This is a genomic window from Zhongshania sp., assembly GCF_029212375.1.
Lineage (GTDB): Bacteria > Pseudomonadota > Gammaproteobacteria > Pseudomonadales > Spongiibacteraceae > Spongiibacter.
Genome location: NZ_JARGNU010000014.1, coordinates 1 through 24113, shown reverse-complemented (window position 1 = coordinate 24113; position 24113 = coordinate 1). Strand labels below are relative to the sequence as shown.

27 protein-coding genes are annotated in these 24113 nt (G+C 49.6%); 11 read left to right on the top strand and 16 right to left on the bottom strand.

All coding sequences use genetic code 11. The annotated features are described in order from the left end of the window. Positions 1 to 31: 31 nt before the first annotated feature. The 5 genes from P1U47_RS13860 to P1U47_RS13840 all read right to left on the bottom strand — a co-directional run bounded on the left by P1U47_RS13860 (position 32) and on the right by P1U47_RS13840 (position 5289). On the bottom strand, positions 32 to 478 hold the full coding sequence (locus tag P1U47_RS13860; RefSeq protein ID WP_301029712.1) for an HIT family protein: 447 nt from the start codon (positions 476 to 478) through the stop codon (positions 32 to 34). Between the two features lie 2 nt (positions 479 to 480). Beyond that, a complete protein-coding gene (locus tag P1U47_RS13855) occupies positions 481 to 1578 on the bottom strand; it encodes an MBL fold metallo-hydrolase (RefSeq protein ID WP_301029711.1) in 1098 nt (365 codons plus the stop codon). A 107-nt stretch (positions 1579 to 1685) separates the two neighbouring features. Then, positions 1686 to 3848, bottom strand: coding sequence for a molybdopterin cofactor-binding domain-containing protein (locus P1U47_RS13850; RefSeq protein WP_301029709.1), 2163 nt, complete (start codon positions 3846 to 3848; stop codon positions 1686 to 1688). Next, positions 3848 to 4408 carry a (2Fe-2S)-binding protein gene (locus P1U47_RS13845; RefSeq protein ID WP_301029707.1) on the bottom strand — a complete coding sequence of 187 codons (561 nt, stop codon included), beginning with the start codon at positions 4406 to 4408 and terminating at the stop codon, positions 3848 to 3850. The genes P1U47_RS13850 and P1U47_RS13845 overlap by 1 nt, the downstream gene beginning before the upstream one ends. Positions 4409 to 4623: 215 nt before the next feature. Next, positions 4624 to 5289 (bottom strand): outer membrane beta-barrel protein, encoded by a 666-nt coding sequence (locus P1U47_RS13840; protein WP_301029705.1) that lies wholly within the window; start codon positions 5287 to 5289, stop codon positions 4624 to 4626. A 431-nt stretch (positions 5290 to 5720) separates the two neighbouring features. Here P1U47_RS13840 and P1U47_RS13835 point away from each other — a divergent pair, with 431 nt between their 5' ends. Further along, on the top strand, positions 5721 to 7253 hold the full coding sequence (locus P1U47_RS13835) for a fatty acyl-CoA reductase (RefSeq protein WP_301029703.1): 1533 nt from the start codon (positions 5721 to 5723) through the stop codon (positions 7251 to 7253). Between the two features lie 48 nt (positions 7254 to 7301). Here P1U47_RS13835 and P1U47_RS13830 read toward each other — a convergent pair whose 3' ends face one another. Then, a complete protein-coding gene (locus P1U47_RS13830) occupies positions 7302 to 7751 on the bottom strand; it encodes an SRPBCC domain-containing protein (protein ID WP_301029701.1) in 450 nt (149 codons plus the stop codon). Positions 7752 to 7941: 190 nt separating this feature from the next. Next, on the bottom strand, positions 7942 to 8673 hold the full coding sequence (locus P1U47_RS13825; RefSeq protein ID WP_301029699.1) for a DUF1461 domain-containing protein: 732 nt from the start codon (positions 8671 to 8673) through the stop codon (positions 7942 to 7944). A 104-nt stretch (positions 8674 to 8777) separates the two neighbouring features. Here P1U47_RS13825 and P1U47_RS13820 point away from each other — a divergent pair, with 104 nt between their 5' ends. Continuing rightward, positions 8778 to 9647 (top strand): CPBP family intramembrane glutamic endopeptidase, encoded by an 870-nt coding sequence (locus P1U47_RS13820; RefSeq protein WP_301029698.1) that lies wholly within the window; start codon positions 8778 to 8780, stop codon positions 9645 to 9647. A 22-nt stretch (positions 9648 to 9669) separates the two neighbouring features. Here P1U47_RS13820 and P1U47_RS13815 read toward each other — a convergent pair whose 3' ends face one another. The 6 genes from P1U47_RS13815 to P1U47_RS13790 form a co-directional block, all read right to left on the bottom strand. Next, positions 9670 to 11208, bottom strand: coding sequence for a DHA2 family efflux MFS transporter permease subunit (locus tag P1U47_RS13815; protein ID WP_301029697.1), 1539 nt, complete (start codon positions 11206 to 11208; stop codon positions 9670 to 9672). Positions 11209 to 11213: 5 nt separating this feature from the next. Next, a complete protein-coding gene (locus P1U47_RS13810) occupies positions 11214 to 12368 on the bottom strand; it encodes an HlyD family secretion protein (RefSeq protein ID WP_301029696.1) in 1155 nt (384 codons plus the stop codon). Continuing rightward, a complete protein-coding gene (locus tag P1U47_RS13805; protein WP_301029695.1) occupies positions 12365 to 12850 on the bottom strand; it encodes a MarR family transcriptional regulator in 486 nt (161 codons plus the stop codon). The genes P1U47_RS13810 and P1U47_RS13805 overlap by 4 nt, the downstream gene beginning before the upstream one ends. 382 nt (positions 12851 to 13232) lie before the next feature. Further along, complete coding sequence (locus P1U47_RS13800; RefSeq protein WP_301029694.1) at positions 13233 to 13529, bottom strand: type II toxin-antitoxin system RelE/ParE family toxin; 297 nt, start codon at positions 13527 to 13529, stop codon at positions 13233 to 13235. Next, entirely contained in the window at positions 13529 to 13783 is a 255-nt protein-coding gene (locus tag P1U47_RS13795) for a type II toxin-antitoxin system ParD family antitoxin (RefSeq protein ID WP_301029692.1), read from the bottom strand. The genes P1U47_RS13800 and P1U47_RS13795 overlap by 1 nt, the downstream gene beginning before the upstream one ends. A gap of 363 nt (positions 13784 to 14146) precedes the next feature. Further along, complete coding sequence (locus tag P1U47_RS13790) at positions 14147 to 15364, bottom strand: GGDEF domain-containing protein (RefSeq protein ID WP_301029690.1); 1218 nt, start codon at positions 15362 to 15364, stop codon at positions 14147 to 14149. 751 nt (positions 15365 to 16115) lie between these two features. Between P1U47_RS13790 and P1U47_RS13785 the strand changes: the two genes are divergently transcribed. From P1U47_RS13785 to arsB, 4 genes are all read left to right on the top strand, one after another. Next, on the top strand, positions 16116 to 16784 hold the full coding sequence (locus tag P1U47_RS13785; protein WP_301029688.1) for a cupin domain-containing protein: 669 nt from the start codon (positions 16116 to 16118) through the stop codon (positions 16782 to 16784). A 238-nt stretch (positions 16785 to 17022) separates the two neighbouring features. Continuing rightward, positions 17023 to 17358, top strand: coding sequence for a metalloregulator ArsR/SmtB family transcription factor (locus tag P1U47_RS13780; protein ID WP_301029686.1), 336 nt, complete (start codon positions 17023 to 17025; stop codon positions 17356 to 17358). Positions 17359 to 17388: 30 nt separating this feature from the next. Then, complete coding sequence (locus P1U47_RS13775) at positions 17389 to 17862, top strand: arsenate reductase ArsC (protein ID WP_301029684.1); 474 nt, start codon at positions 17389 to 17391, stop codon at positions 17860 to 17862. Between the two features lie 2 nt (positions 17863 to 17864). Then, entirely contained in the window at positions 17865 to 18881 is a 1017-nt protein-coding gene (gene arsB, locus P1U47_RS13770) for an ACR3 family arsenite efflux transporter (protein WP_301029683.1), read from the top strand. A 60-nt stretch (positions 18882 to 18941) separates the two neighbouring features. Here arsB and P1U47_RS13765 read toward each other — a convergent pair whose 3' ends face one another. Both P1U47_RS13765 and P1U47_RS13760 read right to left on the bottom strand, forming a co-directional pair. After that, the gene (locus P1U47_RS13765) at positions 18942 to 19550 is read right to left on the bottom strand and encodes a glutathione S-transferase family protein (protein WP_301029682.1); all 609 of its coding nucleotides are present in this window, start codon (positions 19548 to 19550) and stop codon (positions 18942 to 18944) included. 43 nt (positions 19551 to 19593) lie between these two features. Next, entirely contained in the window at positions 19594 to 20751 is a 1158-nt protein-coding gene (locus P1U47_RS13760) for an iron-containing alcohol dehydrogenase (protein WP_301029680.1), read from the bottom strand. A gap of 283 nt (positions 20752 to 21034) precedes the next feature. Here P1U47_RS13760 and P1U47_RS13755 point away from each other — a divergent pair, with 283 nt between their 5' ends. The 5 genes from P1U47_RS13755 (at position 21035) to P1U47_RS13740 (ending at position 23312) form a co-directional block, all read left to right on the top strand. Beyond that, positions 21035 to 21934, top strand: a complete 900-nt coding sequence (locus tag P1U47_RS13755) for a LysR family transcriptional regulator (protein ID WP_301029679.1) — start codon at positions 21035 to 21037, stop codon at positions 21932 to 21934. Positions 21935 to 22082: 148 nt separating this feature from the next. Next, positions 22083 to 22250: a type II toxin-antitoxin system ParD family antitoxin gene (locus P1U47_RS17600; RefSeq protein WP_366943179.1), complete on the top strand. Its 168-nt coding sequence runs from the start codon at positions 22083 to 22085 to the stop codon at positions 22248 to 22250. A 176-nt stretch (positions 22251 to 22426) separates the two neighbouring features. After that, complete coding sequence (locus P1U47_RS13750) at positions 22427 to 22684, top strand: Txe/YoeB family addiction module toxin (RefSeq protein WP_301029677.1); 258 nt, start codon at positions 22427 to 22429, stop codon at positions 22682 to 22684. A gap of 123 nt (positions 22685 to 22807) precedes the next feature. Beyond that, on the top strand, positions 22808 to 23029 hold the full coding sequence (locus P1U47_RS13745; protein ID WP_301029675.1) for a hypothetical protein: 222 nt from the start codon (positions 22808 to 22810) through the stop codon (positions 23027 to 23029). After that, positions 23022 to 23312: a type II toxin-antitoxin system RelE/ParE family toxin gene (locus tag P1U47_RS13740; protein ID WP_301029673.1), complete on the top strand. Its 291-nt coding sequence runs from the start codon at positions 23022 to 23024 to the stop codon at positions 23310 to 23312. The genes P1U47_RS13745 and P1U47_RS13740 overlap by 8 nt, the downstream gene beginning before the upstream one ends. Before the next feature lie 317 nt (positions 23313 to 23629). Here P1U47_RS13740 and P1U47_RS13735 read toward each other — a convergent pair whose 3' ends face one another. Next, positions 23630 to 24052 carry a hypothetical protein gene (locus P1U47_RS13735; RefSeq protein ID WP_301029671.1) on the bottom strand — a complete coding sequence of 141 codons (423 nt, stop codon included), beginning with the start codon at positions 24050 to 24052 and terminating at the stop codon, positions 23630 to 23632. Positions 24053 to 24113 lie beyond the last annotated feature (61 nt).

Below are 24113 nucleotides of genomic sequence, written 5' to 3'. Positions count from 1 at the left end.
ATTTACACAAGCATCCTATTTCGCTAAGCGTTTATTTACTTAAGCCTTGGCGAATACGCTCAGCCAGTTCCGCGAGCGCACTTTGCGTTGCAAGGCGACGGCCATGAATGCTTTTCGGCGCGCCGTGTTGGCAGGGAATGAGGTGCATATGATAGTGAAACACGGTTTGCCCAGCAGCGCGGCCATTAAGCTGATGAACAGCTAAACCGTCGGCCTCGCTAACGCGCTTAACAACCGGTGCCAGTCGTTTGGCATGTAATGCGACGGCTGTCGATTCGGCGTCGCTTAGGGTAAATAGATTGTCGTGATGATTAATGGGAATTACCAAGCTATGCCCAGGACTCACTGGCGATGTATCTAAAAAGCTGAGCACCTGCTCGTCGCGATATAAAATATGAGCCGGCGCTTTACCGGCAATAATTTTACAAAAGATGCAGTTTTGCGCCACCGACTCATCAGCAAACAAGCCCTGTTGCATATTTAGACTTCCATTGGCCCAGTTTCTGGTTCGTACACGCCGCTATAAGGGCAGTTCTGCGGGTCAATGCTGCGAAAGCGGTATAAACCGTCGGCATCGAGCTCGCGCACCATTCGTCCTTCTGCACACAAATAATGTAAATGCGCGATGGCTTCGCCGAGCGCCAAGCTAAGCTGGGACATTTCCACTTTACGCGCAAACAACACGCTAAATAAATCAATCGCAACCTTAGGCTCCACACAAACCTTTTCAAGCGCGGCCAAGTGGCCTTCGTGGTGGGCAATTAAATAATCTAACCGCGCGTGCACACCATAGAACGGCGCGTTATGGGCCGGCATAACTAAAGTGTCTGCGGCCAGCTCGGCGCGAAAACGGCGCAGCGCAGTAAACCAATCAGCTAAGGGATTATCTTCTGGCTCATAGGGCATCACACTCACATTTGAGGTGATGCGCGGAATAATCTGATCGCCAGACAGCATTAAGCGATCCGTCTCGCAATACAGCGAAACATGCTCTGGGGAGTGGCCGGCGCCGGTCATCACCAGCCAATCTCGACCGCCAATGCGCAAGGTTTGGCCATCTTCTAAACGGCGATATGCACTGGGGATGGGCTCGACAACGGCGCCAAAACCACGGTGTTTTTTGGCCATGGTATTGAGGTGATCTTGGCTTACGCCCGCGCGGCTAAAATACTGTGAGGTAGTCCAGCTCAGCTCGCCGGTACTGGGCTGGCTAAAAGTGCGGGCGCTGTAGTATTCGCGAAAGCTCATATACAGCGGTACCTGCAAATGCTCGCAAAGCCACCCAGCCAAACCAACATGGTCTGGATGCATATGAGTGCAAATGACGCCCAACACTGGTTTGCCCGCCATGGGGCCGACAAACAGCAATTCCCAGCGCTCTTGAGTGTCGCCCCACTTCATGCCGGTATCCACTATCCACCAGCCAGCGTCGTCTTCGAGCACGTAGAGGTTGATATGGTCTAGCGCCATAGGCAAGGCCATTTGCAACCAGTACACGCCCGTGGCAACCTCTTGCCACTGGCCTTTTTCTGGCGGCGCGGCGAAGGGGTAGGAAATATCCGAAGCTGACTGACTCATAGTAAATCCAAAATTAATTTATTAGCCAAAGCAATAACATACGGCACTATGCTAACAGATTTTAGCAAGTATATTTACGGTCGATTCATCTGTTAGCAGTACCGCTATTACGCTAGGCGAAGTGGCAATTGTCGCAAACGTTGACCCGTCGCGGCAAATACGGCATTGGCCAATGCGGGTGCCAAAGGCGGCACACCCGGCTCGCCAACCCCAGTCGGCGCGGCGGCGGTGTCAATCCGATAGACTTCAATTTCTGGCGATTCATTCATGCGGAGCATTTCGTAATCGTGAAAATTGCTTTGCTGGACCGCGCCGTCCACAACGGTGATTTCGCCCTTTAAGGCTGCGGTCAAGCCAAAGACAATACCACTTTCCATTTGCATGGTAACTATATCAGGGTTTATCGCCATGCCGCATTCCACCACGCAAACCACCTTGTGGACCTTGATCTTGCCATCGGCAACCGACACATTAACTATCTCTGCCACCACGGTAGAAAAGGACTCGTGCACCGCTACGCCTTGAAACTGCCCTGCAGGTGGATTGCCCCAATCGGCTTTGGCCGCGGCCAGTTCTAAAACCTTACGGCGGCGCGAGTCTTTTGCTAAGTGCGCGAGACGAAACGCAATGGGATCTTGGGCGGTGCGATTAGCGAGTTCATCGATAAAACTCTCCATAAAGAACGCGTTTTGAGAATGCCCTACCGAGCGCCAATAGCCGATTGGTATGGAGGTTTTCTGCATTACGTAATCGGTGCGCATATACGGAAATTCGTAATCTGAGTGCGCTAGACCTTCGCTTGCTGAAGGGTCGGTGTCGGCAGCGAGACCACCAATTTGCTTGTGCAGACCATTTGGTAACCACTGCGGCAAAATCGTATTAGTAACATATTGCACAAAGCCACCCAAAATACTGGGCGCAACCACTTTGGCTTGCAGGCTACTAACCTTGTTGTTGGCAATAGTGGCTGCCATGGCCACGGTGGCGTTAGGCCGGTAAAAATCAGCGCGCATATCGTCTTCGCGGCTCCACACTAGCTTTACGGGGCTGCCACTCAGCTGAGCTACGCGGGCAGCCTCAACCAAGTAATCGGGCATAATCCGCCGTCCAAAGCCGCCGCCCAACATTTGGTTGTGAATCCGAATTTGCTCGCGTTTAAAGCCCGTTGCGTCAGCAATTTCTGACAGGGCAATATCTGGCGACTGGTTGCCGGTCCAAACCTCAACACCTTGGGCGGTAACAACGGCCAGTGCATTCATGGGTTCCATGGTAGCGTGGGCGAGATAAGGCACGTCGTAAACCGCCTCAAAGCGCTCGCCAACAGCGGCGCTGCTCTCGCCCTTCTCTTCTACGTTATTGCCTTCTTCACTCACCAATAGTTGATGACGCTCTGCCCGCAGTGAGTCGCTGCTAATGCCGGTTAAGGGACTTTTTCCCCACACAAGTTTAACTGCGGCGGCGGCTTGGCGTGCTTGCCAGTAGGTGTCGGCCAATACCGCTACCGCACCGTCAACCTCAATCACCGATTTCACCCCAGACTTCGTCAAAGCTAGGCTGGCGTCAAAACTCTGCACCTTGCCGCCAAATTGGGGACAGCGCAGCAGAACTGCGGTTAGGGCATTGGGATACTGCACATCTAAACCAAAGGTCGCTTTTCCCGTTACCTTCGCGAGCGCGTCTAAGCGCTTGTTGTAACGGCCAATATATTGGAAGTCTTGCGGTGATTTAAGCGTGACTTGTTTCGGGCTTGGCAAACTGCGGGCTATCTCAATAAGACTAGCAAAACCCACTTCACCACCGGCGTGTACAGCTTTGCCGTCTTTAAGATTAAGCGCCGATTCCGGTAGCGACAAATGCTGAGCCGCGGCGGCTTTCAGCAGGGCCGCTACCGTCGCTGCGGCCTCGCGCACAACCACGTAATTTAATTTGATCGAGGAACTGCCACCAGTAATCATGACGTAAAATTCTGGGTCGCGAAAATCGGGGTGAAACTCAGCCTGCTGCACGGTGATCAAGGCTGGGGCCATATTCAGCTCTTCTGCTGCCATGGTTGCCATGCCGGTGTAAACACCCTGACCCATCTCCGATTTATGGAGCTGCAAGATAACTTCGCCGCTTGGAGTCACCTGTAAAAAGGCATTGGGCTGCAAGTCTGCGGCTGAATAATGCGGATACTGAGCCTTAGCGCAGCCACTTAGGTTAAAGCCAATAGCCAAGCCGCCACCGACTACTGCACTACTTTTTAAAAAAGCGCGTCGCGAGATGCCCATTACACTATCTCCCCGTCGCTAATATGATTGATGTTTAAGACGACCGCTGTAGGGTCGTAATGCTGAACGCCCGCAGTCGCCGCGCTTATTACGGCTCCCTGTAATTCCGCCGCACGGTGAATTGCTTTACGAATGCGCGGATACGTACCGCAGCGACAGATATTGCCCGCCATCGCGCTGTCGATATCAGCATCCGTCGGCGCGCTATTATTTGCCAGCAGCGCCACCGCCGACATGATTTGCCCAGACTGGCAATAACCGCATTGGGGCACATTCATTTCTAACCACGCCTGCTGAACCGGATGCAGATCGTCATCGCTCGCCGCCAAGCCCTCAATGGTGGTAATAGCGCGGCCATTAACGTACTCGGCTGGGTAGCTACAGCTGCGTATTGGGCTGCCATCCATATGCACGGTACACGCGCCGCACAAACCCATGCCGCAGCCAAACTTGGTGCCGGTCATAGCCAAATGCTCGCGCAGCACCCAAAGCAAGGGAGTGCCCTCGTCCACCGTTAAATTCTGCTGCTGCCCATTTAATGTAAAGGCTAAATCTGCCATGTTGTCTCCGATAACATACGCGATGGATCATACTATACCGATCCGCTATAACAATGTCCTGTTGCTGCAAGCATTGGGGCCACAAGTATGACGAAGCAAAGCACTAGCGCAGATTAATTCTTGTCCATAAACACAATAAAAACGGCAGCGCTGTTGCCAGTGCTGCCGTGAAAAATCAAGCCTAAAACTACGTAGCGGCGTTGAGCCGCTACTGTTTAAAACCGCAAAACCAAATCTGCCGACAAGGTGTTCGCCGACATATCGACGGACTCGTCATCATCTAGCACATAATGGTCGTACCCAATTTGCAGATCGGCGTTTTCCGCCACGGCAAATCGCAGACCGACACCAACATAGGGATCTGTGCCTTCAACAGAAAATTTGCCGCCTTGGCTATTATCCTGCACCGTCCCAGCAAATTCCCAAGCATAAACCCCAAAGCGTGCGTATAAACCCATGGGTTCACGCTCTGGGGTGTGAACTTTTATACCCAAAAACACACCATCGACATCACCATCCATATCTACCCTGCCAGCAGTATAGCCATTTGTTAGCAGTTGCGAACCGTCAGAAAAGCCAGTGCCCGTTATGCTGCCCAAATCAACAAAGCCCATTTCTAAGGCAAGTTCAGGGCTAAACCCAAATCCTAGGCCTAAGCGCAAGCCACCGGTTTCGTTATCGGTATCTATATCCGACAGTGAACCGTCGCCAAAGCTATACCGAAAATTTGATGAATCATAATCATGCTCCACCGCACTGGCACCACCAAAAATATACATACTTGGTCCGCTTTGATAAGGGCTGCGTCCGCGGTGCTCGGCAAGTCCTAAATTTGGAATAACAACAATAGACGCTAGCGTAAGGGCAGAGAGTAATTTCATGGCAGTGCTCCTGATTAGGTATGGCTGCAGTATGTTCGCTGCTAACTTAATCACGGCTTAACGAGATTTTAGTTGTAAAAAATTCAAACGGAACTTTGCACAGTTAAACTTTTCTCATTTAGGCGCACCGAAATAGCTCTTTCGCGTAACCGTGGTGCAAATGCAAATTAGCATAATTGGGTGTTTTATTTTTGCAGGCAGTTAAACATTGCTTATTTCAAAAATTCCTAATACCAAAGGCCGTCACCAACCTAAAATCACGTCAATATTGCTAGGTTTGAACTTGGCGCACTTGATGCATTCCCCAAGGAAAGCTCAGCGGTGTCATATTTAGGTCAAGGTTTAAGGCTAGTATGGATTTGACATCGGCTGCCACTAGTTGCAGTTACAGCGAAAAGTTCAGTACACCCGCTCCAACGAGGTAAGCATCCATGACAACAAGTAAAGGCGTCTCCCAAACATTGCAACTCCTCAAGGGAAAGCACATTTTAATTACTGGCACCACCGGTTTTGTTGGCAAGGTGATGCTCGAAAAAATCATGCGCACAGTGCCAGATATTGGTGGCGTGTATTTGGTGATTCGGGGCAGTAAAAAGCACGCCAATGCCGGCAGCCGCTTTGCCAATGAGATTGCCACGTCATCGGTATTTGAGAACCTCAAATTAAACTCAGCAGACTACTTTAACGACTTTTGTAATAATCGCATTCACTGTATTACCGGTGAAATCAGCGAGCGCCAGTTTGGCCTGCCGCGCCAAGAGTTTCGCGCCCTTGCCGACAAATTAGACGCCGTGGTCAACTGCGCTGCCAGCGTTAATTTCCGCGAAGAGCTCGACCGCGCCCTCGCCATTAACACTCACAGCTTGCGCAATATTGTTGAGCTGTCGGATATGGCTGGCAACATCCCCGTTATTCAGGTGTCGACCTGCTATGTAAATGGTTTCAATAAAGGCCATATCCACGAAACTATCGTAACACCAGCGCGCGGCGACATCCCACGCCATAAAGCGGGCTACTTTGAGGTTGGCAATTTAATTGAAGAGCTAGAGCTTAAAATTGCAGAATTATATAAGCAATACCAAGGCAAGGAGCTTAAAACACAGCTGATTGATCTTGGCATTCGCGAAGCCAATGCCTGCGGCTGGAACGACACCTACACGTTTACCAAATGGCTTGGTGAACAACTTTTATTAAAATCGCTGCGCGGCTACTCGCTAACCCTATTGCGGCCATCAATTGTGGAAAGTACCCTGCGCGAACCCTCGCCAGGCTGGATTGAGGGCGTGAAAGTGGCCGATGCTATTTTACTTGCCTACGCGAGGGAGAAAGTGACTTTTTTTCCAGGCAAACGCAGCGGCATTATCGACATTATCCCCGCCGACCTCGTCGCCAACAGCCTTTTACTCGCGCTGGCAGAACAGTTTAAAACGCCGGGAAATCATCATGTTTACCAGTGTTGCAGTGGTTCAGCCAATCCCCTAAACCTCGGCACGTTTATCGATCACCTTATGGCCGAGGCCAAAGAAAACCACGCCAGCTACGACAAACTTTTTATGCGGCAACCGCGCAAACCTTTTATTGCGGTAGATAAACGGCTATTCAATGCCATTACCCTTTGCATGCGCTTCGTATTACTTGTTGCCAGTCAAACCTTAGCTAAAGTTGGCTGGAAGCGCGGCCTAAAAGCTCGGCGTAATCTGGATGCGGCCATCGCGCTGTCAACCATATTTTCTTTTTACACCGAGCCAGAATATATCTTTCACAACAACAAGCTAATCGACCTTGCCAAGCGTATGGGCCCCGCAGACGAAGCCTTGTTCCCCGTGGACGCCCGCGCGATTAATTGGGAAACCTATTTGCGCAAAATTCACATGGCGGGCCTCAATTGCTATGCCCTAAAAGGTAAAAGACAAGCATCCGTACCCAACACGCCGCTGGTTACTGCCCTCAAACAGGCCGCGTAAGCCAAGACTGCGGCGCTAATCCAGCGCCGCTACCTTCACCCTGCCCCCCTACGCTTCCGCTAGCGCGGCGAGCTGGGCGGCTACAGCATGCCAACCTTCCTCAAAGCCCATGTCCTTATGCCGTTGCATAGCGGCTTCTGTCCAATGCCGAGCACTGGCGGTATAGCGACACCCCGAACCCTCGGCGGCAATTTCAAACACCCCAATCATAAACGCTTCTTGGGGCTGCCACTGGGCAGTAAAGGCATCGGTAAATACAAAGCGCTGGCCTGGCGTAAATTCCAGCACCACGCCTTCTATTGGACTGGTTTCACCGTCTGGCCCGCGCATAATCATCGCCGTGCGCCCCCCTGCTCGCCAGTCCAACTCAATAATCTCGGTTTGCCAGGGTTTTGGGCACCACCACTCGCTTAGGCGCTCGGTCATTATTTGCCAGACTATCGCCGGCGACGCGGCAATGTAACGGTTAACACTCAATACTAAGGGGCCTTGGTTCATATCGTAATCTCCAGTAGTTATTGACTCATTTACGCTTGCAGCTGGCCGAACCTTGTCATTCAAACCAAACTGCACAACACCGTTGTAGGGCCGCTAATATTTCGACATTTTTTAGCAGCAAACCTTAACCTTAGCTTGGCGCGACCCAAGCCCTGCGGTCACACTCAAAACGACGCCCACCTACGCTTAATTAGATCTGCCGTTTATACCTGCGGAGCATCAGCCCTACGCCGCTGTGCAAGCCAGCAAAAACACCAACCGCCACAAGCACTAGGCTTACGCCGATATACAAAAATAAATCTGGGGCCTTCATCATGGTCGACATCAGGGATTCCTGATAATAAAAAAACCATTGATGACCCTCTGGGAAAATTAAGATGTGCAATTTGTAAAATACATCTACCCAGCCCACTGCAAATATCAGGATGCCAACGCCGACCAGCCAAATCGCATTTAAAGCGAGGAGCTGCTTATAACTGGGTAGCCGCCGCGATTTTACGTAAAACACGCCCAATACCAGCAACCATAGCGCGAGCACAATCGGCTGCCCCTGCTGCAAGGTGCTAATCAAATTGGCTACATCTTGTAAATGAATAATCTCGGCTTGGTGAAGTAACGGCGTGACGCTGCCGTTAGCAGTGTTATAGCCTATATCGCCAAGGCCTTTGCCCTGATGGGTTATCGCCTCACAGATTTGGCCAAATAAATCGATGCGCTCTGCGCGGCTGGTGTCGGCAAAACCACTGCGGTAAATGTTCTTGGGGCCAACTTCGGCAATATTTTCGGCAATCCCAATATGATCATGCCAAAATCCATAAAAGAAGTTAGCGGCTAAGAGTAAATGCCACGCTAAAATCAGGCTTATCGCAAAGCTCAGTAGGCCATAGACTAAGTTGGCGACGCCGCGGCTGAATGTCAGCATACACTGCCAGTTTCTATTTGGTGCTTAAGGTAAAATACGGGATTTAACATAGTCGTCTCGTTTTATTCTTCATTTGGGCGGCTAGGCGCGCCGAGAGAGAATCAATGATAAATCGTATCAGAAGTGGCGCGGCCCATCTCGTCAAAACAGTTCACCCCAAGCAAATTCTAATCACGCTAGATGACATCGACGCACATGCGCCCAGCTACAGCCTAAATCGCTCTCAAGCCCTGCGCCGTGTATTTACCGTTTTATCCTGCGTCGCCGTGTGCCTGCTACTCATTCACTACCTCAAATACTCGTCGGTCTTACTTGGCTTACTACAATTAATAAGTGAGGCTATGGGCAAGCCTAATCATTACTTCTACCAAGCCCTGCGACAAACCGGCTTCGCCGACTTGATTATCTATGTGTGGTGGACGACTTGGCATATTGTTGGTTACGTGGTGCTGCCCGCGCTCGTCATTAAGAAATTTATTCGCACGCCAATCGCCCACATGGGTTGGCGCTGGAACGCCACCACTCAGCACTGGCGTGGCTACGCACTACTGCTCTCGCCCATTTTGGTTTTTATTGTAATTGCCGCAAGTAGCCGCGACTTTGTAGCGCACTACCCGTTTTATCGCATGGCCGGACGCAGCTGGTTTGATTTTATCGCCTGGGAATTACTCTATCTTACCCAGTTTATTTGCCTGGAGTTTTTCTTTAGGGGCTTTTTCTTACAGGCTTTGCGCCCCGCCGTTGGCGCCAACGCTGTATGGATTATGTGTATTCCCTACCTCATGATTCACTTTCCAAAGCTGTGGCCAGAGGCGGCAGGCGCCATATTATTTGGTTTATTTCTTGGTATCTTAGCCCTGCGCTCGGCGTCAATTTGGGGTGGATTCTTTGTTCACGCTGGCGTGGCTGTGGGGATGGATGTGGCGTCCTTGCTAAAGCAAGGCAAAATACCCAGCGTATGGTGGCCATTTTAAGGCTTATTTCACTGTAAAAGCGCTAATCCATCACCGCAGATTCTAGGCTATCATCGGCTTTTCCTGGACGTAGCAATAGCAAAAACGGAATCGCAAACAGCACCCCGTAAGCCATGTAATGGAAATTACCCAGCATGCCAATCACCGCCGCTTGGCGCTGTATTTCACCTTCTATTTGCATAAGGCTGCTAATGCCCAATAAGCCGGTAGACGAATTGAGATACTCGATCACCGCGGGGTTATACGGGTTTATATTTTCAACCAAAACGGAATGCGCCATCTTGGTACCGTAGTCTTGGTAGGCAAACGCCAGCGCAATACCGGCACTGCTGCCAACGTTCCTTAACAAGCTATATAAGGCCGTGCCATCGCCGCGATATTGGGGCGCCAAGCTTGAAAACGTTGCCGCCGACAAGGGCACAAAAATAAAACCAAGCCCCATGCCTTGAATAACCCCACTTAATACAATGTCGATTAGGCCAACGTCGGGGCTAAACGTCGACATCCAATGCAAGGAATAAGCAAGTAGTAACATACCGATTAAAATCGGAATACGAGTATCCATACGGTTAATAATGCGCCCCGAGATTTGCATGGCAATCATGGTGCCCACACCACGAGGAGCCATAATCATACCGGCGGTCACCACCGAATAACCCTGCAAATTCTGTAAAAATGGCGGTAACAGCGCAAAGGTAGAGAACAACACAATGCCCAACATGGCAATAAGAATCAGGCCACCCACCAGATTGCGGTCCTTAAACAGCTCTGGCGAAATAAAGGGCTTATCGGTGGTCAGGGTATGGCTAATAAACAGATAAAAAGCGGTTATGGCTAAGAAGCACTCCAGCATAATTTCTTTAGACTGAAACCAATCTAAACTCTGGCCGCGATCTAGCATTAATTGCAGCGACGCAATAGCAATACTGAGAAAGGCAAAGCCGGTAAAATCCATTGGGTTATTGTTGCGTACCTTGGTGTCTGGTAACGCGGTTTTTAAAGCCCAAAATGCCGCCACACCAATAGGTAAATTTATGTAAAACACCCAGCGCCAGCTGTAGTTTTCGGTTAACCAACCGCCTAGTGCAGGGCCTATAATTGGCCCAATCATAACCCCCATGCCCCAAGCGGCCATTGCCGAACCCTGCTTTTCTGGTGGGTAGGTATCTAACAATGTGGTTTGCGACAAGGGCACCAATGCCGCGCCAAACATGCCTTGCAGCAGCCTAAAAAATACAATTTCGCTCAGGCTTGATGCAATACCGCACAGCATAGACGCTATCGTAAAACCGGCAATCGCGACCAAAAATACCGGCTTTACGCCGTAGCGATTAGCAAGATAACCCGTTGGGGTTGTGGCAATAGCTGCGGCAACAATATACGAGGTTAGCACCCACGCCACTTGTTCTTGCGACGCCGACAAACTGCCCTGCATATGCGGCAGCGCCACATTGGCAATGGTGGTATCCAATGCCTGCATCATCGTAGCAGTAAGGGTGCCAAAGGCAATCAAGGCCGTGGAGCGAATTGCGCCCCGCCCCATTGCGCTGCTGCTAGCCAAAGAACTCACAAATGGCTAGCGACGACTGCTGCGTCGGTTTTCGGATGAGCAACAGATTGTTTCGCTCCCAACATACTGAGCAACTTCTGCAAACGCGGTGGCACGCCGGTATCAACATGAACATTGGCGCTCAAGCCGGCCCGCAGCACCGATTCATTTTCGTGATGATGAATGGTGAGCCTTACCGGCAGGCGCTGTACAATTTTCACCCAATTACCCGTAGCATTTTGCGGCGGCAGCAAGGCAAACTCCGCGCCAGTTGCCGGTGAAATACTGTGCACGGTCGCCGTCCAGCGCTCATTGGGATAAGCATCTATTTCCACTTCAACTTCTGAGCCTGGGGCCAGCTTCGCCAACTGATCTTCTTTAAAATTAGCCTCTATCCACGTATTGGTATTGGCAACCACACTAATAATAGGCAGCCCTGGCATCGCGTATTGGCCCCGCTGGGGCACCTTAGAGACCACGCCATCAATAGGCGCACGTAAAATACAGTGTTCAAGATTGAGCTGCGCCTTTTCTACTTTCGCCGCGGCTGCCAACACTTCGGGATGGCGCTGCTGGTCAATGTCAAACCGACCACCGAGCTTAGCCAAGGTTTCTGCACGCTCGCTCTCTAGCTTATTTACGGTATTACGGGCAACGCTTAGGTCGCGCTGCACCTGATCTAAGGACACCCCAGAAGCAACGCCCTTATTGTGTAAATCTTCAATGCGACGCTGTTGTTTAATGGCAAAATCAAGATCGTCTTGGGCGGCAGCAAGCGCCGCTTGTTTTTGTACATAGGTCGCCTTCAACGACGCTATCTCCATATAGGCCTGCTCTAACTCTGCTTGGGCATCGTGTAGCTCTGCCTCAAAAACTTGCGAATTGATCTGCAGCAGAACATCGCCGGCTTTAACAACCTGGTTTTCTTTAACCTGAATAAGCGCAATATTACCGCTAATCTCAGCGCCAACATTAACCACATCGGCTTTGATATACGCATTTTCAGTACTGATATAGCGGCCGCCAACAACAAATATATACGCGCCCAAGCAAACCACCACGGCAGGAACCAGCAGAAATAATCGCCGACGCAAACGCGTGCGCTGTATGGCTTTAGCCTCGTGCTCAGCGTTACTTGCAGCGCTGACATCAATATTATGCTGATTACTCATGCTAGTTTTTCCTCCGAAACGGCCTGCAGCGCAGCATCCATTGCCGCGGCCGAATCACTTAAATTTTGTTTTACACGCAATAACATCAGCTCTAACTGCTTGCGTTCGGCGGCATTAAAGCCCGCCAAAGCCGCCTCACGCGTTTGCTCCGCAATAATATTGAGCTCCGCCAATAAAGGCTGAGCGCTGTCAGTTAAAAACAAGTTTAAAGACCGCCGATCATTTTCTGGCCGCTCGCGCAGCACCAATCCCGCCTTTACTAAACGGTCAACACTTTGGGTAACCGTAACGGGGCTAACCTCTAAATGGCTCGCCAAACAGGCCTGATTAATTCCCGGCGCTCGCGACAAAATCAACAAGGTTCGCCACTGGGGTTGCGTGAGGCTCATATGCTGGGCACGACGACGAAAATCTTCGCGAACAAGCCTAGAAGATTCAGCCAGAATATAGGTTGCGGAGTTAAGCGCATTGGTATTTTTCATTGCGGCAGCATAGCAAATACTTAAGCACCTAATCAATAGGTGCCTAACTAATAGGCGCTTAACTAAATAATCCGCTAACGTAAGATGCCAAGGTAGTGAATTGCATTGCTTTTGAGAATGGAGGTCTTATTCGCAATTGCGCATAAGAACGGAAGTTTTCATCCGAAAATGATCGATTTCTTGGATTCTGACGCTGTATCTGCAAAGTAGGCCGCGATACGTGGGTACACAGGATAACTGAAGCAATCTATAAAAGCCTAACCCTTACGAGCCATTATCACTTTTGGGTCACGCCCACCCTTACAGCCCTCAACTAAAGCCTACAATATAAATTGCGACTAGATATTCTGCTATTGGTAAAAAAGCAGACGCCCCTTAATATCTACTCCGCTAGTCGACGAGGTGCGTCCATGTTCTCATGCAGCACCCGAACGATAAGAATGTAGTGTTTTTCTAGTCGATAAAGTACCAAGTGGTGCTCTTGGTGAAGCTGGCGATAACCGAGGAGTACGTGACTATAATCGACTCCCAGTTCAGGATGATCGATCAGTTGATCGATGCCATGCTCCAAATGATCCAAGTACTTATCCGCCCGATCAACACCCCACTCGTTACAAGTGTAGACCCATATATCGACGAGATCGGATTCCGCCTCAGGCGTTATTTCAAGGCCAAACACTACTCAGCAGCCTTAATAAGCTTACGTCCAGCCCTTTTAACAGCAGACACATCTAGCGGACGCGATTTACCACTCGCCTCACCCTTCTTGAGCGCCTGCCTAAGTTCTAAAAGGCGCTCTTGGGAATACTGATCCTGCCTGATAAGGTGGCGGATGTATTCACTGTCGTTGCCGAAATGCCCACCATCAATCTGACACTTCACCCAGTTTTCTTGTTGTTCCGTTAGTGTGATTGTTTTCCGATGCATACTCATGGTAGATCCCAAGCCAGTTCGAAAGGTATGACAATATCATACTAATACCTAGCCACAAATCAAACTAGCTTTGATTTTATGTCCACTTTTGTGACGCTAGGCTAGAGCCAAATGCATTACGTGTTTAAGACTATATTTCCTTAGCGGCTAAAAAGCGGACGCTTGAAAATGTTTGCCGAGGGCTGGAGATTAGAGACCCTCGACTACCCGACGGCGTAGCAACGCACAACCAGATATACCTCGTTAGAGCCAAGAGTTTTGTAATGCCGAGAAATAACAGTATAGAAAAAGGGAACAGGCATCGCTTTGTCTTAGAGGATGAGCGTGCAGCGGCGATTGGGTTTGGGGGAATGTGATGTAGAGCTAATTCAACACAGCTTCTTTTGAGCAGTGTGCGTCGACAATGACGATGTTGCGCCCGCGGCGCTTACCCACATACAGCGCTTGGTCGGCACGGGCCAAGACGGGTGCTAGGGTTGTTTCGCCCGGCGCCACCTGCGCCATACCCACCGTAACCGTCAGATTCCGATCGACGAACTCTTTCGGGAATTGGTACTGCTCAATGCGCGCTCGCAAGCGCTCGACGACTTTATAGGTGTCGGCCGGGCCGGACTCTGGCAGGGCGATCACAAATTCCTCCCCGCCATAACGGCCTATAATGTCTGTATCCCGCAACTCTTCACGACACAGCGCTGCCACGGTGGCCAGTATTTTATCGCCCGCGGTGTGCCCCATCTTGTCGTTGATGGCTTTAAACTTATCGAGGTCAATCATGCAAAAGCCAAGTTGGGTGCCGTCGCGTCGACTGCGCTTTAACTCTCGTTCTGCCAGTTCAAAAAACCAACGGCGGTTATTCAGCCCCGTCAGGCCATCTGTTTGCGCCAGATAGCGCAGTTCTTCTTCTAGGCGCTGCCGCTCCTTGATCTCTAACTGCAGGCGCTGATTAGTCTCGCGCTCGGCGAGCAGGGAGGTAAACTGCTCCCGCTGTAAACGATTCAGACGCAAGGACGCCAATAGCCCGATAACATTCGCCAACAAAAGTGCCAAGGTCGCGCCCACCATACCTTGCAGCTCGACAAGTCCAGTCGAGTAGAAAGCCAACAAAACGCCGGCACTAAGGTACACACAGCATGCAAACGCCCAAGGAATTCGATTGGGGATAAAGAGGTAAAGAGCAAGGGTCGCGGCCACTGCGGGGGTCAGCTGCGCCCCAATAATCTCGGTACGCAAAGGAACAATAAGTATAAGGCTCGTAATCAGTAAAAGGCAGGCAGCATTAAGCGGTATATCGCTGGCGAGCAACTGCGGGCGGCGCGCTAGGGCGACCGCCAGAACCAGAAAAGCCAAGGCCACGACGCCGCGGATCACCACAAGGCGAAGGAAGGTCTCGCTAAGCCCCAGCAGCAGATAGTCGAACAAGCCCATCACTAGGAACAAGCCGGCCGTCACAAACAAGGCAATTCGCAACTGCCGAATATGCTGCGCTTGCACCGAGCTTCGGAAACAAGACTCAAGCTTGGCGTCGAGAAATTCGCCACTACAAGAGCTCAAGCCGGTATGCGTCACGGAGTTGGCGTTCATCACGGGCGAACTGCGTCTCGTCGGAGATTGCAATGTAAATTACGCGCGCCAGCACATACAAAAGTGAGCGCGAGCACCTCGATAGCGCCAATATTCGAGTACAAGCTAACCGCCAGCATGCTCCTAAACTCCCGTGTTCAGCACCGTATACCTAGGAGGCAGGGTTTGGGTGAAGGAAAGCCGCCGCAGGTAAAGTTCGGAAGACTTGCCTTCACCAAGTTACACATCCGACCAGAAAAACGAAATACGCGAATATACTGACCTTGGCTCTTGCTGTTTGCCCGCCTAGGCGGCGTCCGTAATGAGCTGCCTTGATATATGCGGCCATTGTAGGCCCGCTATAATGATGCTAGAGCCTTGCGCACTGTTCGTCTAATTCCGTATTCCTAAGCTGGCAATCTGTGCACTCAAAAGCTGCAAGGCCGAGAGAAAATGACCGAGCATTGAGGATCATTTTCAAATGCCACGCATAACTTGCAAATAGCAACCCAGTAAAAGATCATAAATACGCTATTTGGTGATTTTACAAAGAAATAGAAAACTAGGAATTCAACCACAACTAAGCGTGCTAACCCTCTAATTTTATAGGGGATACAACATTGCAAACTAGCTTGCTTCTACATTAGTGGTTTCATTCTCAAGAGCCGTGCAAAGTCACGGACCCTCAAGCTTGCCATTCTTACAGCAAGCAACTTTTACCGATTGCATTATCCTAGACCTGTAAAAACGTCAATTTCACTGAGAGGCCCCTATGACAACTCTTCTTAATGCCGACTTTGAGCAGCGCATTGTTATTCGCCCAGCAGACTATCACTGGGTTGACTCTCCTATGCCGGGTGTCGAGCGCATGATGCTGGATAGAATTGGCGACGAAGTTGCAAGGGCGACATCAATTGTTCGATATGCGCCATATAGTGAGTTCTCAAGCCACCTTCATTCTGGTGGTGAGGAGTTTTTGGTCTTGGACGGTGTTTTTGCAGATGAGCATCAGAACTATCCCCCCGGCAGCTATGTGCGAAACCCCATTGGCAGCTCACACACACCTAAAATTGGTAAAGAAGGTGCGACCATTTTCGTCAAGCTCCACCAATTTAGCGAAGCCGACGCTGCGCAAAAAGTCATCGATACCAATGCTGAGCCTTGGCGACAAGGCCTAGTCGACGGGTTAAGCGTTATGTCGCTGCACGAATTTGAAGGCGAACACGTTGCATTAGTAAAGTGGGCGCCAAATACCCAGTTCAACACGCATCAACACTGGGGTGGCGAAGAGATCTTTGTTTTAGAGGGCACGTTTCACGATGAGCACGGTAGCTACCCAAAAGGTTCGTGGTTGCGTAGCCCTCATCTGAGCCAGCACACGCCATTCACAAAAGACGACGGTGCGCTCATTTATGTTAAGGCCGGCCATTTAAATACATAAGGCGCCTATCGAAAACGCCTTTAGCTTTAAGCTGTGCTTCGGGCTTAAACCGCAGATGTAAAGGCGACCCAATACCTAGCGCCGCCCTTCTTACCGCAACGATAATTTCCAACACAGTTTCGCCTAAAATCACCAACACCTATATCAAAACTAGACATAGCGTTTTACAATATACGCATATCCATATATTAAGATGTATCACTAAGGCGAGCGCCTCAACGGATACGGAGAAACGAACTTGTTCAATTTAGCGCAGTTTTTTAAATGCCTGTCTGACGAGACCCGCCTCAACGCCACCTTATTGATACACCAAGAAGGTGAACTCTGCGTTTGCGAGTTAATGGTGGCGATGGACGACAGCCAGCCCAAAATTTCTCGGCATTTAGCCCAGCTGCGCAACTGCGGCCTATTGGCGGATGAACGCCGCGGCCAGTGGGTTTTTTATAAAATTAGCCCCGCCGCACCCGACTGGGCCATGGCGCTGCTTAAGCAAGCTTGCGCTGCACATCAAGACACCCTCAGCACGCTTGCGCTTAAGCTAAAAAACATGCCCGACCGCCCTTCTTGCTGCTAATCCACCGTTTAATTTAATAGAGGTTTCCTTATGAAAATTCTGTTCATCTGCACCCACAATCGCTGCCGCAGCATTTTAAGCGAAGCCATTACCAATCATTTAGCGGATGGCCGCATTACGGCTTACAGTGCAGGCAGTCAGCCTGCTGGCGAGGTTCACCCGCTGTCACTGAAATACCTGCAACAGCGCGGCATTTCAATTGACGGACTACAAAGCCAGTCTTGGGATGATTTTGAAGCCATTAAACCCGATGTGGTAATAACCGTGTGCGACAGCGCCGCCAACGAAGCCTGCCCAGTGTGGTTTGGCAATACCGCTAAAGTGCATTGGGGTTTGCCAGACCCGACTAAATTGGAGGGCAGCGAGGCCGAGATTCAATCGGCATTTAATTCGGTAATGGACACCATCGAAATCCGCGTTCGCGGCTTGCTAAGTTTAGATATTGCCGCAATGAGCGGCGCCCAATTACAAACTACCTTGCAACAGTTGGCTGAGGAGATTTAATCATGGGAGTTTTTGAGCGCTATTTATCGGTGTGGGTTGGGCTTTGTATTCTCGCCGGCGTGAGCTTAGGCAATTTTTTACCCGAGGTATTTCAGTGGTTTGCCGCCCTGGAATACGCCCATGTCAATATTCCGGTCGCCTTATTCATTTGGGTCATGATTTACCCAATGATGATTCAAGTGGATTTTTCGTCAATTAAAGACGTGGGCAAAAAGCCCAAGGGCTTGGCGCTAACCTTGGTGATTAACTGGTTAATAAAGCCTTTTAGCATGGCCGCGCTGGGGTGGTTGTTTTTCCGCGTGGTGTTTGTCGACCTGGTCGACCCGCAAACCGCCAGCGAATACATTGCCGGTATGATCTTGCTCGGTGTTGCGCCCTGCACGGCCATGGTGTTTGTGTGGAGCCACCTTGTTAAAGGCGACGCAAATTACACCTTGGTGCAAGTGTCGGTAAACGACCTTATTATGATTTTTGCCTTTGCCCCCATTGCAGCATTTTTATTGGGCGTAAACGATGTAACGGTGCCCTGGGCCACCCTGCTGTTTTCAGTGCTGTTATATGTTGTGGTGCCGCTTGTCGCGGGTATTGTTACCCGTAAGTTACTCGACTCCGCCGACAACCACCTGCGCTTAAATCAGTTTATTCAAACCTTAAAACCCGTTTCTATCGCGGGCTTACTGGCAACGGTGGTGCTGCTATTTGGCTTTCAAGCACAAACCATCATCGCCAGCCCACTGGCTATTGTGCTAATTGCAATTCCACTGTTATTGCAAACCTACGGCATTTTCGCGATTGCCTATGGCGCCGCTAAAGCCATGAAGCTTCCTCATAATGTGGCCGCGCCAGCCTGTATGATCGGCACCTCAAACTTTTTTGAGTTAGCAGTGGCAGTTGCCATATCGCTATTTGGCTTACAATCCGGAGCGGCCTTGGCCACGGTGGTTGGCGTTTTGGTAGAAGTACCAGTAATGCTAAGCTTGGTCGCTTTTGCTAACCGAACTCGGCACTGGTTTGATTAAGATTTCTAAACTGTAGAACGAGGCCATGCGCCTGATACACTTAAATCAGGCGCATCACGCTTAGCCTAGGCTAGCAGCCTTTTGATAGGCGGGGCGAGATTGCACCTTGCTTAAATAAGCCAAGGTATGCGGCTTGTCTTTGACCAAACCATCGCGATTAGCAATTTCCAATATCATGGTCATCATAATATCGGCAGCGCTAAATTCAGCGCCGGCAAAGTAGTCCCGTCCAGCTAAAGTCGCCTCAATATAAGCAAAATCTACCGCAATCTCTTTGGCTATATAGCCATCCAAAGCTTTATCCCCAGCCCGCTCTTCGCGCTGCATAATCATATTGATTATGACAGGCATCGCCAGCGAGCCCTCGGCAAAGTGCAGCCATTCCAAGTAGACATAATAATCGGCACTGGTTTTGGCTGGCCGCAACCGCTGTTTTGGATCTTGGTCGAGCAGGTATTCCATTACCGCGCCAGACTCACACAAGGTCCGCTCGCCATCCACAATCACTGGCGATTTGGCCAAGGGGTGAATCGCCGCCAAACTGGCCGGTGCAAGATTGGTCTGCGGATTGCGCTGGTGGTGAATAATCTCGTAGGGCATTGCTAGCTCTTCTAATAGCCAAAGCACCCGCTTAGAGCGAGATTGATTCAAGTGATGAACAGTAATCATATTAGCGCCTTATTAAATAGTGTAAGTGAATATCTAATTGCTATTACAGTGCGGTCTCTAATATTTGACGACTAATTTCTGGCGTTACCGCTCTCTGCTCGCCCAGTTTCACCATGCCATGTTCAGTGAGATTCGCGATTAAATTGTCGATATGGGCGCTATTCAAATCAACGTGCGACATACGCGTAGGAACACCCATCGTTGTAAAGAATGCCTCGGTAAGCGCAATCGCGCGATCTATACGCGAATCATCGTCGCCGTCTTTTAGCTGCCAAACCCGTTCAGCGTATTGCAGCAACTTCTCGCGTTTCACCTCGCGGCGCACCTTCATTACCGCTGGCAACACAATCGACAACGTGCGCGCGTGATCAATGCCATGTGCAGCCGTTAACTCGTGGCCAATCATATGGGTGGTCCAATCTTGGGGAACACCGGCGCCGATCAAACCATTTAAAGCCAACGTCGCCGACCACATAATATTAGCCCGCACCTCTAAATCTTGTTTCGACTCCGCCGCCAGCGCTTTAGGGCCATCTTCTATCAAAGTTAGTAGCAAACCTTCAGAGAAGCGATCTTGCACCTTGCCGTTAACGCCGTAGGTAAGATACTGCTCCATAGTGTGAACAAAGGCATCAACCACGCCATTACCCACCTGCCGATCAGACAGCGACAGCGTAACCTTTGGGTCTAGCACTGCAAATTGGGGCTGTAATAGCGGGTGCGAAAATGCGCCCTTATGGCCATGACGAGTAACAACCGAACCGGCATTACTTTCTGAACCAGTGGCTGGCAAGGTGAGCACCACGCCAATAGGCAGTGCTTGGGTGATTTTTGCGCGTTTGGCAATAATATCCCAAGGGTCGTCGCCCTCATAAAACGCCGCTGCCGATATAAATTTGCAACCATCGGCCACCGAGCCACCACCCACTGCCAGAATATAGTCCAGTTGGTGCTCCTTAATCAGCGGAACTGCCTTAATCAACGTGTCGTAGCTCGGATTGGGTTCAATGCCAGAAAACTCAACTACAAAGCGCTCGCCTAAGCCCGCAATCACCTCATCGTAAATACCATTACTTTTAATGGAGCCGCCGCCATAAGCCAGTAACACTCGCGCATTAGCCGGTATTTCTTTGGCGATAATTTGAGTTTGCCCCTCGCCAAAATGAATGCGGGTAGAATTCGAAAAACTAAAATTCAACATAAAAGCTCCATTAATAAATTGGTCTTAAAATAACGATTGTGCCAAGACAAGACATAACAAGATTGGTGTATAGCGCCAATACTATCCAAACACCCTTCCCGCCGATTACTGGCTCTGCACTGCAAGGAAAAAACCGCAATGTCGATACTGGTAAACAGTGTACGCCCCGCCATTAATGTAAACAATGCAGATAAATATGACTTCATTGGATCAAATTTTGATACAATCAGCGACATTACACCGGCCTAATATTCAGGTTTAAGACTAGCGCGGAACAACACATATGGACGTTTCTTTTGACCAGCTTAGAAGCATGGTGATATTTGCTCAAGTTGTAGAGCAAGGTAATTTTAGCGCAGCAGCCAAGCATATCGGCCTATCCCGCGCCGTGGTAAGCTACCACATAAAAAAGCTAGAAACCCAACTCGGCATTAAGTTATTAAACCGCTCCACTCGATCAATCGCCCTAACCGAAGCCGGCGAACAGTATTACCAGCGGTGCCGCAGTATTGCTGAGCAGGCCTCGGCGGCAAATCAACAGATCGAGAACCTAAAAAGCGAAGCCATTGGCCTGCTTAAAATTACCTGCCCCGTCAACTTGGGCTTGCAGGCAGTGATCCCCGCCTTAAACGACTTTAAAAAGCTCCACCCCAAAATTGAACTCGACGTAATGCTCAGCGACGAGCGCATCAATATCTTACAAGAAGGCATTGACCTAGCAGTACGCGGCGCCCCGCTGCCCGACTCAGGCTTGCAAGCGATAAAACTCACCAGCCTACAAACCTGCCTTTGCGCAGCCCCCGCCTACCTCGCCAAACACGGCCTGCCAACTAGCCCCGCCGACCTAAGCAAACACAACTGGGTAATATACAAACTCACATCAGGCGAAATTGCGCTGCGCAAAGGCAGCCGAAACTACAGCATTAAAGTTAACGGCACCATTAGCACCAACAACGCCGCAGCACGCACCGTGTTTGTAGAGGGCGGCCACGGCCTTGGCCGCGTCCCCCTCTACGATGCCCAGCCAAAAATTCACGCCAGCAGTTTAGTGCGCATATTAGAAGATTACACACTGCCAAATATCGACGTTTACGGCGTATACCCACCCGGCAGTGCCAGCTCTAAAAAACTGCGCTTGTTATTGGATTTTTTACTTGAGTATTTTCGGGCTTATTCGAATTGAGGGTGTTTCGATACACATCAGACCAATTACCCACAGATGCGAGCAAGGAAATCTAAAACAATAACCTTTCTAAAGACAGAGAAAAGGTCCAGCCTACTTGTGCTCAAGTTTAAAAAGCTATCCCAATTTCATAGACTATTTTTTAGTCATGGCTAGAAATACCAACATTACCCTCGCCCCTCACTTTGACGAGTTCATTACTGCACAGTTTAAAAATGGCCGCTATAGCTTAGTGGGTCCCGCGCAGGCCGCGCTTTTTGCGGCCGGATTGAACTTGACCACTTTGCTATTAGTTATATTGCGCGATTTCCCATGATTGCTTTACATATTACCTCAAAGAAGGCGATTCACTCCTTTTGACTCATAGCGCCGCCAACACGCGCAGCTTTGCGGTGGCGCCAAAGGCGCAACGAAAAAGCTATCGCAGTACGCGGGCTTGTTAGCACTTTTGGCATATAGTTGTACGGCATTTCCGTACATAAAGGTGGCCGTATGGACACAATCAGCGTAAACAAATTTAGCGACAACCTTAAAAGCGTTGTAGAACAAGTAGTTAGCCGGCATGAACCGCTCAAGGAAATACTCAGATCTGATGATCCCTCATCTGGCCTCGGCAAGCCTGAATCACTCAAGCACAATCTCTCTGGCCTTTGGTCAAAACGAATCTCGCAGAAAGATCGATTGATATATCGTTTCGATGATAAATCCATTTATATCTTAGCTATTGGCGGGCACTACGATCAGCCCTAACGCTTGGGTAATGCGCGGAAAAACCGCAGGTTTTGGAGTTGCATTGACCCGCTTGCTGCAACTTGCCTCATTTGTGGCATATTGCTACAATCAGGGCGAAATTGAACCCAAGAGGATATGACCGTGGCAACCACTAGCATACGATTAGACCAAGACCTTATTGATAAAGCCACTATTATGGCAAGAGCACTGAACCGAACACCACCTAAGCAAATAGAGCATTGGGCTAAAATTGGTGAAATGATGGAAGATAATCCCGATTTGCCCTATGAGTTTGTGAAGCAAGCAATCATTGCACAAGCTGAAAAAGATGCCGGAAAACTGGAGCCCTACGATTTTGGCTAAGGCAACTAGTGTTTTACAAACACCGAGCTTCAAAAAAGCCGTAAAGAAACTTAAGCCCAACCAAAAGAGAGACCTGGATACTGCCATTAAGGAACTAATGGCGAAACCAGGACTTGGTGAGCAGAAAAAGGGCGACTTATCTTTTTTGCGTGTGCATAAATTTAAAATGAATAAGCAGCTTACGTTGTTAGGATACAGTTTTAATGATGGCACACTGACTCTCGAATTAATGGTACTTGGTTCGCATGAAAATTTTTACCGCGATATCAAACGCAACACTTAGAGTTGTAACGAGGCTGTAGATTTTCTGATTTAGCAGAACGCATGATTCCTCGCGCCTCAAAATCTTGTTTATTTTCGGATTTCTTCACAACGCATCCCGCTCCTTTGGATTTCTATCACCCCGCTTCGTTTTGCTCTAAGGCACCACTTTAAGCTGTAAATGGCCCTTGTTCCGCCTAATGTAATTACACCGAACTTCATTTAGATTCCCAATAACGCAGAGTGCAGCTGCATTTTGGTTGGTGTGTAGTTTTGTGTAAAATGGCGAAGCCATACACAAAACGGAGCGCCGACCAAAATGTCAGCTGGCACGTATTGTTAGGCCAAGACTTTGGCATGAGCACTATCCGCTTGTACAGCCAATACTGCACCAGACATAAAATCTATTGCTGTAAGCCATTGAGGTTTTGCCTTTTGATTAGGTTCAACCATGATGACGCCACCTGCCCAATCTTCATCTACCCAATACCCGAAAGAATTTAGACACTCATCCTCGGTATGAGGCACTTCTGAATCTCGCGGCATAAAGCGAAACTCACTTACATTTACAAATTCGACAGATACTTTCTGTGGCGTGTCAGTTCCAACCCAATCTCCCTTCGAGCGCTGCCAATTTAATTTGAGCTTACGCTCCTCCACAGAATAATCTAGACTCTTGAAATCAAAATTATTATGTAAATCAAGTTCGTAATTTTCTTGAACAAGATAGATTCCGTCAACTATTTCAAAGTTTCGATTCATAAGGGCCTAACCAGGCTGTAGAAAAATTAAGTTTTTCACGTAAAAATTCCTCACCACAAAA